The sequence below is a fragment of the Methanosphaera sp. DEW79 genome, from assembly GCF_003266085.1.
In the GTDB taxonomy this organism is placed as follows: Archaea; Methanobacteriota; Methanobacteria; order Methanobacteriales; family Methanobacteriaceae; genus Methanosphaera; species Methanosphaera stadtmanae.
Map to the genome: position 1 here is coordinate 19,810 of NZ_MUZW01000008.1, position 7,484 is coordinate 27,293.

The 7,484-nt window shown below is 28.1% G+C and carries 5 protein-coding genes; 1 reads left to right on the forward strand and 4 read right to left on the reverse strand.

The genetic code is table 11. The features are described 5' to 3' along the window. Position 1 precedes the first annotated feature (1 nt). From BZ132_RS00815 to BZ132_RS00830, 4 genes are all read right to left on the reverse strand, one after another. Positions 2 to 1,588 (reverse strand): sodium:solute symporter, encoded by a 1,587-nt coding sequence (locus tag BZ132_RS00815; protein WP_011405765.1) that lies wholly within the window; start codon positions 1,586 to 1,588, stop codon positions 2 to 4. Between the two features lie 170 nt (positions 1,589 to 1,758). Beyond that, positions 1,759 to 2,757 (reverse strand): AraC family transcriptional regulator, encoded by a 999-nt coding sequence (locus tag BZ132_RS00820; RefSeq protein ID WP_048059671.1) that lies wholly within the window; start codon positions 2,755 to 2,757, stop codon positions 1,759 to 1,761. 736 nt (positions 2,758 to 3,493) lie between these two features. Next, positions 3,494 to 6,079: an ATP-dependent helicase gene (locus BZ132_RS00825; protein ID WP_286940141.1), complete on the reverse strand. Its 2,586-nt coding sequence runs from the start codon at positions 6,077 to 6,079 to the stop codon at positions 3,494 to 3,496. 16 nt (positions 6,080 to 6,095) lie between these two features. Next, a complete protein-coding gene (locus BZ132_RS00830; protein ID WP_011405768.1) occupies positions 6,096 to 6,830 on the reverse strand; it encodes a metallophosphoesterase in 735 nt (244 codons plus the stop codon). Between the two features lie 491 nt (positions 6,831 to 7,321). Here BZ132_RS00830 and BZ132_RS00835 point away from each other — a divergent pair, with 491 nt between their 5' ends. Continuing rightward, positions 7,322 to 7,450: a hypothetical protein gene (locus BZ132_RS00835; protein WP_286940143.1), complete on the forward strand. Its 129-nt coding sequence runs from the start codon at positions 7,322 to 7,324 to the stop codon at positions 7,448 to 7,450. The last annotated feature ends 34 nt before the right edge of the window (positions 7,451 to 7,484 follow it).

The window sequence follows — 7,484 nt, forward strand, 5'->3', positions numbered from 1 at the left end:
CTTAAGCACCTTCCTCAGCCTTAAACATTTTCTCAATAGCAATTTCTTCCTCTTTACTATTTTTAGTAAGAAGAGATACTCCTATTGTGAATATAAATGCTATTGGTAGGGCAATAACCATAGGATCCACGTAAGGCCATGGCATACCACTAAATAATACTGCTTTTCCTGTTAGGAATTTACAAATACCAAGACCTGCTGCAACCTTTTTATAAGTGAATAGTAGGCAGAATAAACTACTTACAGTTCCACTAACAATACCTGCAATAGCTCCAAGTTTGGTTGTACGTTTCCAGAAAAGAGCACATAAATACACTGGTAAAAATGCAACAGCACAGATTCCAAAGAAAATACTAGTACCAGTAGCAACAATATTTCCAGGTAAAATATATGCTAGTACAACAGCAATAATAATGGCAATTAATATTCCTATACGCGTAATTCTAAGACTACTTCTATTTTTAATTGCACAATACACATCATGAGCAATGGATGAACCTTGAACATGGAATTGTGTACTTATTGTACTCATAGCTGCAGAAAGTAGGGTTAACAAGAATATGTATGTAAACCATTTAGGCATTGCACTGTTAATAAATGTTGGAATAATCTTATCTACATTTCCACCAGCAGCTTGAATTGCAATTTGTCCTGTTGTTTGATAGAAGTAAACATTTGAAAGAGCACCTACAACATATGCAGTGAATGTTGTTACAAATATGAATATTCCACCTACAAGAACTGCTCTGTTTAATTCCTTATTACTTTTAACTGTCATGAAACGAACAGCAAGTTGAGGTTGAGCTATAGCTCCAATACCCACACCTAATATTATTGATGAAACTAAGTTCCACCAGAATGGGCTTCCTGTTGTAGGAAAAGTCGTCCAACCAGTTGCACCAGTTACTTTTGCACTTTCTGGGAAAAGTGGTGCCATACTACTTAATAATTCATGTGCATGGGTAACTCCTCCAAGCATTGAATAAATACTTATAAGTAATATAAGCATTCCTAAAAACATTATTGTACCTTGTAAGGCATCTGTATACATTACTCCTTTTATTCCACCAAAGATTACATAGAATCCAATGATAATTGCTAATATAAGGATAGCTAAGTTAAAATCAATATTAATAGTAGTTTCTACAAATCTAGCAGCTCCAATTAACACACTGGCTGCATAGATTGGCATTGTTAGAAATATTAGAAGACCACTAAAATATTGGATAAATTTACTGTTAAATCTCTTGGAAAGAAATTCTGGAAAAGTTAAAGCATTTAAGTACTGTCCCATTTTACGAGTAGGTTTACCAAATATTACAAATGCAATAAATATACCTACTGCTATATTTAAAAATACTAACCATAATATACCTAGACCATTAGTTCCAGCAAGTCCACCAAAACCAACAATAGCTGCAGTACTAATGAATGTAGCACCATAACTTAAGGCCATAATATAAGAATTAGATTGACGTCCAGCAACAAGATAATCTTCACTATTACTTGTATGTTTCCATGCGATATATCCTACCAGAATCATTAAAGCAACATATACTATGATAAGTATTGCTAATAAATAATCCATTATATCTCCTTTTATTTTAATTTTATAATAATATATTTATATTTAATTGCTATTATTTCTTTTTAAAATAATGAATTATTATTCTTTTACTCAGTGATTAATTTAAAATAAATAGATTATAATGATTTTATTTAAAATAATTTACATAAAAAAAAGTATTGGAAAAATACTTACTTATTTTTCCTATAACTTGAAGGTAGAGCTCCCATCTCTTTTTTAAAAGCTTTTGAAAACTTACTACTACTTTTATATCCTACCATGTTTGCAATTTTAGCTATTGGATAATCTGTGTTTTTAATTAATTCTTTTGCTCTGTGGAATTTATATTCCCTATACCATGTATATAATGGTTTACCATACATATCTCTAAAACAATTTTTTAGTGTTGTTAGGTTAATTCCATATGTTACAGACAACACATCAAGTGATACATAACTTGCAATATCACGGGAGAGAGCATTTTTAATCTTTCTAACAACTCTTATTTGTGCATCAGAGTATGTTGGTGATTCAATTCTATTTTTTTCTATTTTTGAAATGTATGTTAATCCAATTAATTCTAAGGTCTTTAATTGAACATACATATGTTTTGGTAGTTTGTTGTTATCTTTGAAGTGGATAATTTGTTGTAGTACTTCTTTTATATCTTCACTACTTTCAAAGGTGATGTTGTTTGTATGATATATAAAGTCATATATTGTTTTAATTATCCTACTATACTCAGACATATAATTATCTTTATTATATTTTAGGAATTCTTTTTTATTAATTATTATATGTATAAGTTTAGAATCTGTTATATGATTAAATATGGTTCTTTTATCTCTATTTAGGTAGATGTGTGTGTCTCCTTCTTTCATAAACATAAATTTATCATTATCTGCAGGTATTTGGCACTGTCCTTCAACTAAATAGTTTATTAATAAGAATTCTTCCTCTCTACTAAATCTAAATATGATGTCATCCTGTGTATATCTTTCAATAATTCTAACATCATTTTCAGCAAGATATAATCCAGGTAACACAGTATAACATTTAAAATCTAAGGAGATTATGTTTTGCTTTTTCAAAGAGATCTTCACTGAATTGTCTGTTCTTGTTATTGTTGTATAAGGTATATAATTTTCACTTATGGAAATGCCTTTTACTAGGCTTTTATCTGTACTCATTATAATCTCTCATCTTAATTTTTTTATATTATAATATTATGTATTTGGTATTATTAAAAATATTGATTTTTTTATTAAATTTTCAAAAATTAGTAATATTTCTATAATTTAAAATATTGATAAATTCAATTAAAAAAAAGTATGTAGGGTTATATTTTTTTCCATAAAAAATATAAAAAAAAGAGAAGGATAATGATAGTTTTATTTTTTTATCTCAACGTATTTCCCTTTTATAAAAATAGAAACTTAGGAAGAATGTTTTTAGGTTTGAGAATAGAGTTTCTATTTTTTGTTGTTAGGATAATTATTGCAATCATTACTTTATATTTATTTAATATAAACGTCTTCTTTAATTTTAATGAAATAACTATTTATTTTATTTAGATGAAACATGTTTATAACATATTAATTTTAACTAATTCTTTTTTGTTATTATTTACTTCTAGAATAATAACTACGAGGTTTAACAAAAATTTCTTTTTGTTATTAATAGGTTGTTTTTAATAGTATATAAATTATACCCTATTTATCATTATTAAACATTATAATTATTAAATAAAAATAAACAAGTATAATATTGAAATATTAGTTAATAATCTTCTAATATTAATATAACATATTATTAAATTATTTTAAATTAAATAAATGAATTTAATAACTATATTTTAAAATTAAATCAGTATAAAATTATAATGATTTATAATGATATATTGACAATTTCCAAAAAAAATATTAATCATATTTTTCTTGTATTGTTCTTGTTTATCTTATTGATAATAGCCTCATGCATACGTCTTATAAATTCACCTCTATCCTCATACTTTAAAACATCCAAATATCCACGTGATACTAAATTAAAAGCAAATGGTGTTGGGATAGTCGTGCTAACAGTTTTAATAATTATTTCCTTACTTTCAACACGACTTAAAACTTCCTCAGCACTATTAACATCCATATAATCCTCAATAACCTCACGTCTAGCCTCATTGAGAATTGCAAAGTCATCATCAATTTCCCTTACAAAATTAAGTAAAATCTTACTCGTTACTTGTTGACGACCAACACTCTTTTCATGTCCCTTATAACGACGTAAAATCATTAAAGATCTATTTGCACAATCTCTAAATCTGCTGGCAAGAGTTTCTGTCTTATCAATAGCTTCAATAAGTATTTCTCTTAAATTATCACTATTTAGTTCCTCAAAGGCTTCAACACCACCAATCTTTGAATCACTACTTAAATAAAATCCATTATCATCAATACTAATCATAATATCATGATGATATCGTCTAGATATGATGTATGCTACTGCACGACTAAGAGCATCATTAACACGTCTACCATAGAGACAGTGAAAAACAACAAATTTTCTACCACCAAATCCAGTATAATACTCTACTAATAACTTATTCTTAGATGGAATTTCACTATACAAGTACTGTTCTAAGAAGTAATAATAGATAGATTTTGCAGAATTCTCATCAACATACAAGTAATTCTTAATATACTCTATAATCTCACTTTCAGAAATATCACTGGATAACTTCCAATCCATAATGGCCCTGAAGTTTTGAATAGACACAGCCAAATCATATGATAATGGAAGTTGTTCTGAAACCCATGAGGGAATACTTGGAGTAGAACTACTTGGAATAACACTAACTGTCATACCACGTGCATACATGAATTTATAAACACGTCCACCAAGAGTAAATGTATCACCTTTATGCAGACGTTCCATAAAATCTCCATCAATACTTCCAATAACCTTTCCATTACATTTAACTCTTGCATGACTACGTGAGGCAATAGTACCAATATTTGTTGAATAAAGAACTCTTGCAAGCTTGCCACGTTTTCCAAAGGTATTACTATCCCAGTCAACCCATATTTTAGCATAAACATATCTTTGTTCAAGTTTAGTGTATTCACCTGCAAGATATCTTAAAACCTGTTCATAGGACTCCCATGAAAGATCATGATATGGCATTGCCTGTTTTATTAGATTATAAACCTGTTTTATATTCTGTTTATGTTCAATACTAATACCATAAATATGTTGGGATAATACATCAAGACAATTCATTGGAATATTTATTTTATCAACATTTCCCTCAAGAGCATTCTTAAGTATTAAACTACATTCAACAAGATCATCCCTATTTACAACAACAAGTCTTCCCTTAGATTTTTCATGAAGTCTATGTCCACTTCTACCAATTCTCTGAAGAGCACGTGAAACAGATTTAGGAGAACTAATAAGAATTACAAGATCGATATATCCAATATCAATACCTAATTCTAGGGAGGTACTACTTACAACAACTTTCAAATTCCCTTTTTTAAGATTTTCCTCAGTTTCAAGTCGAACTTCCTTTGAAAGAGATGAATGATGTGCCATAACATTTTTTGAACTATAATACTTTGGATATTTGCTTGTTAATTTATATGAAACACTCTCAGCACCACTTCTAGTGTTTGTGAATATGAGTGTTGTTTCATGTTTTTGAATTAGATTATGAAGCATACTATATAATTTATCATTCAATGTTTCAACATCTGTTTCAATAATATTTTCCACAGGACAAAGTACTTTCATATCTAATTTTTTCAAGTAATTTACATTTACTATTTCACAAGGTCTTGGTTGTCCATAGAAATATCCAACAAGAAAGTTTGCAATACTCCTAGGTGGATTTACAGTTGCACTTAAACCAATACGAGTAAAACCGCCAGTAAGTTCTTCTAGTCTTTCTAAAGTAAGACTAAGATGTGTGCCCCTTTTATTTTCGGCAAGAGAATGTATTTCATCAACAATAACATAACTCACATCTCTTAGTTTTTCCCTAAATTTTGGTGCAACAAGAAGTATTGATAAGGTTTCAGGAGTTGTAATGAGAATATGTGGGGGATGTTTTAGCATTTTAGAACGTTGATATTGGGTTGTGTCTCCTGTACGTACAGCTTGTCTAATACCAAGATCATATCCTGCTTCTTTATTAATACCTTCAAGTGGAGCTTCTAAATTTTTTGAAATATCATTATCAAGAGCTTTTAGTGGAGAGATGTAAATACAGTAAACCTTTTCTTCAAGCATTCCCCTTTGACTAAGACTTGTAAGACCAGAAAGTATTGCAAGAAATGCTGTTAGAGTTTTACCAGAACCTGTTGGTGAGAGAACTAGTATGTTTTGTCCACTTGTAATAGAAGGTATTGCCTGTCTTTGTGCATCAGTAAATGTTTCAAATGAACTTTTAAACCACTTACTAACAAAGGGGTGTAGTAATTTATGAATTTCATCATCAGTATATGTTTTTGTCAAAATAGAATCATCTCTCTTAATAATTGTTTAATTCATGATTTATGGATATTATATCCTTAACATATCCAAATGGATAAATATCTCCCTCTTCAACAGCAATAACTTCAAAATTATTAATATCCTCTATAAAGGGGGAGATTGTTTTTTCATGTAATATATCAGAACCATAACTTATCTGTGTAAATGATGGAATAACAATTAGGTTATAATTCTGCCAAGTTCCCTTTAGGTATGTTTTTATTTTTTCAACACGTCTACCACTACAAATACTGATACATGGATGTTCATGTCCTATTATTATTGTTTTAATATTTTCTGGTATTTCCTGTGGTAATTCATGTCCATGTGTTATATAGTAGTTATCAATAATCATATGATTTTTCAGGTGTAGATTTCTCTTATTTAAGATGTATTGTGTGAAGTTATCATGGTTTCCCTTTATAATATCTATGTCAATAAATATATCTTGAAGGTAGTCTATGAAGCTTAACACTTCTCTCCACTCTTGTTTATCTATCCTTCCAAAGTTATGTTTAATATCACCATTTAGTATGATACTACTAGCTTTGGCCTTTTTTTGTATATTTTCTAGCGAATCTATTATTTTATCAAATTGGATTTGGGGAAGCATAAGTCCCTGTTTATTTAATGTAGATTCATATCCTAGATGTATATCTGATATTATGAGTGTGTCATTGATTTTCAGTGCTCTATCAATAACTTCAGCTTCATATATTTTAAAGGAATTCATAGTAATATATATTTATTTAATATATATTATGTCTTTAATAGTCTCTGAGTCACTCTCAGTAACTTAGTTGATTTTTGAATTTTTAAAATTTTCACAAAAACTAGAAATACTCTTTAAATAGTTTTAAATTAAAAAGTTACACTTGAAATTATTCTATTGTGAAAAATAAGCATAAAAAAGTCTTAGAAAGTCTTTATATAATGAGGAGAGTATATATTTATATGAAAAACTTAAAAATAAAAGCTCTGAATATTATTTTGAATGACAAACAAATTAAACTTCACGATTTTATAGAAGATTTTTGTAGAAATTGAATTTAAGACATTTTTAGAGATAGATAAATCTAAATGTAAATCAAAATCAGTTACAACAGACCTTAAAAAAGAATATAGAAAACCAATAGATAAATTAATAATGGATCACCAATTTCATGGTTTTAATTACAACAAAAGATAAATAGGGACCTTAAAAAGTTTATTAAAGAAAATATCTTGAATGAAAATGAAACAAATAAATTATATCAACAAAAGAAGAGGATAAATTCAATATATGCACAGACTATTAAAAATTCTAGAAAAATACTTGAAGATATTCTAAATAATAAAAAAAAATTATTATAAACCAATAATAGAAATATGTGAAAAAACTATACAA

Coding starts and splice junctions, on each gene's coding strand:
- BZ132_RS00820 (WP_048059671.1), bottom strand. CDS start 2,757: ATGAGTACAGATAAAAGCCTAGTAAAAGGCATTTCCATAAGTGAAAAT.
- BZ132_RS00815 (WP_011405765.1), bottom strand. CDS start 1,588: ATGGATTATTTATTAGCAATACTTATCATAGTATATGTTGCTTTAATG.
- BZ132_RS00830 (WP_011405768.1), bottom strand. CDS start 6,830: ATGAATTCCTTTAAAATATATGAAGCTGAAGTTATTGATAGAGCACTG.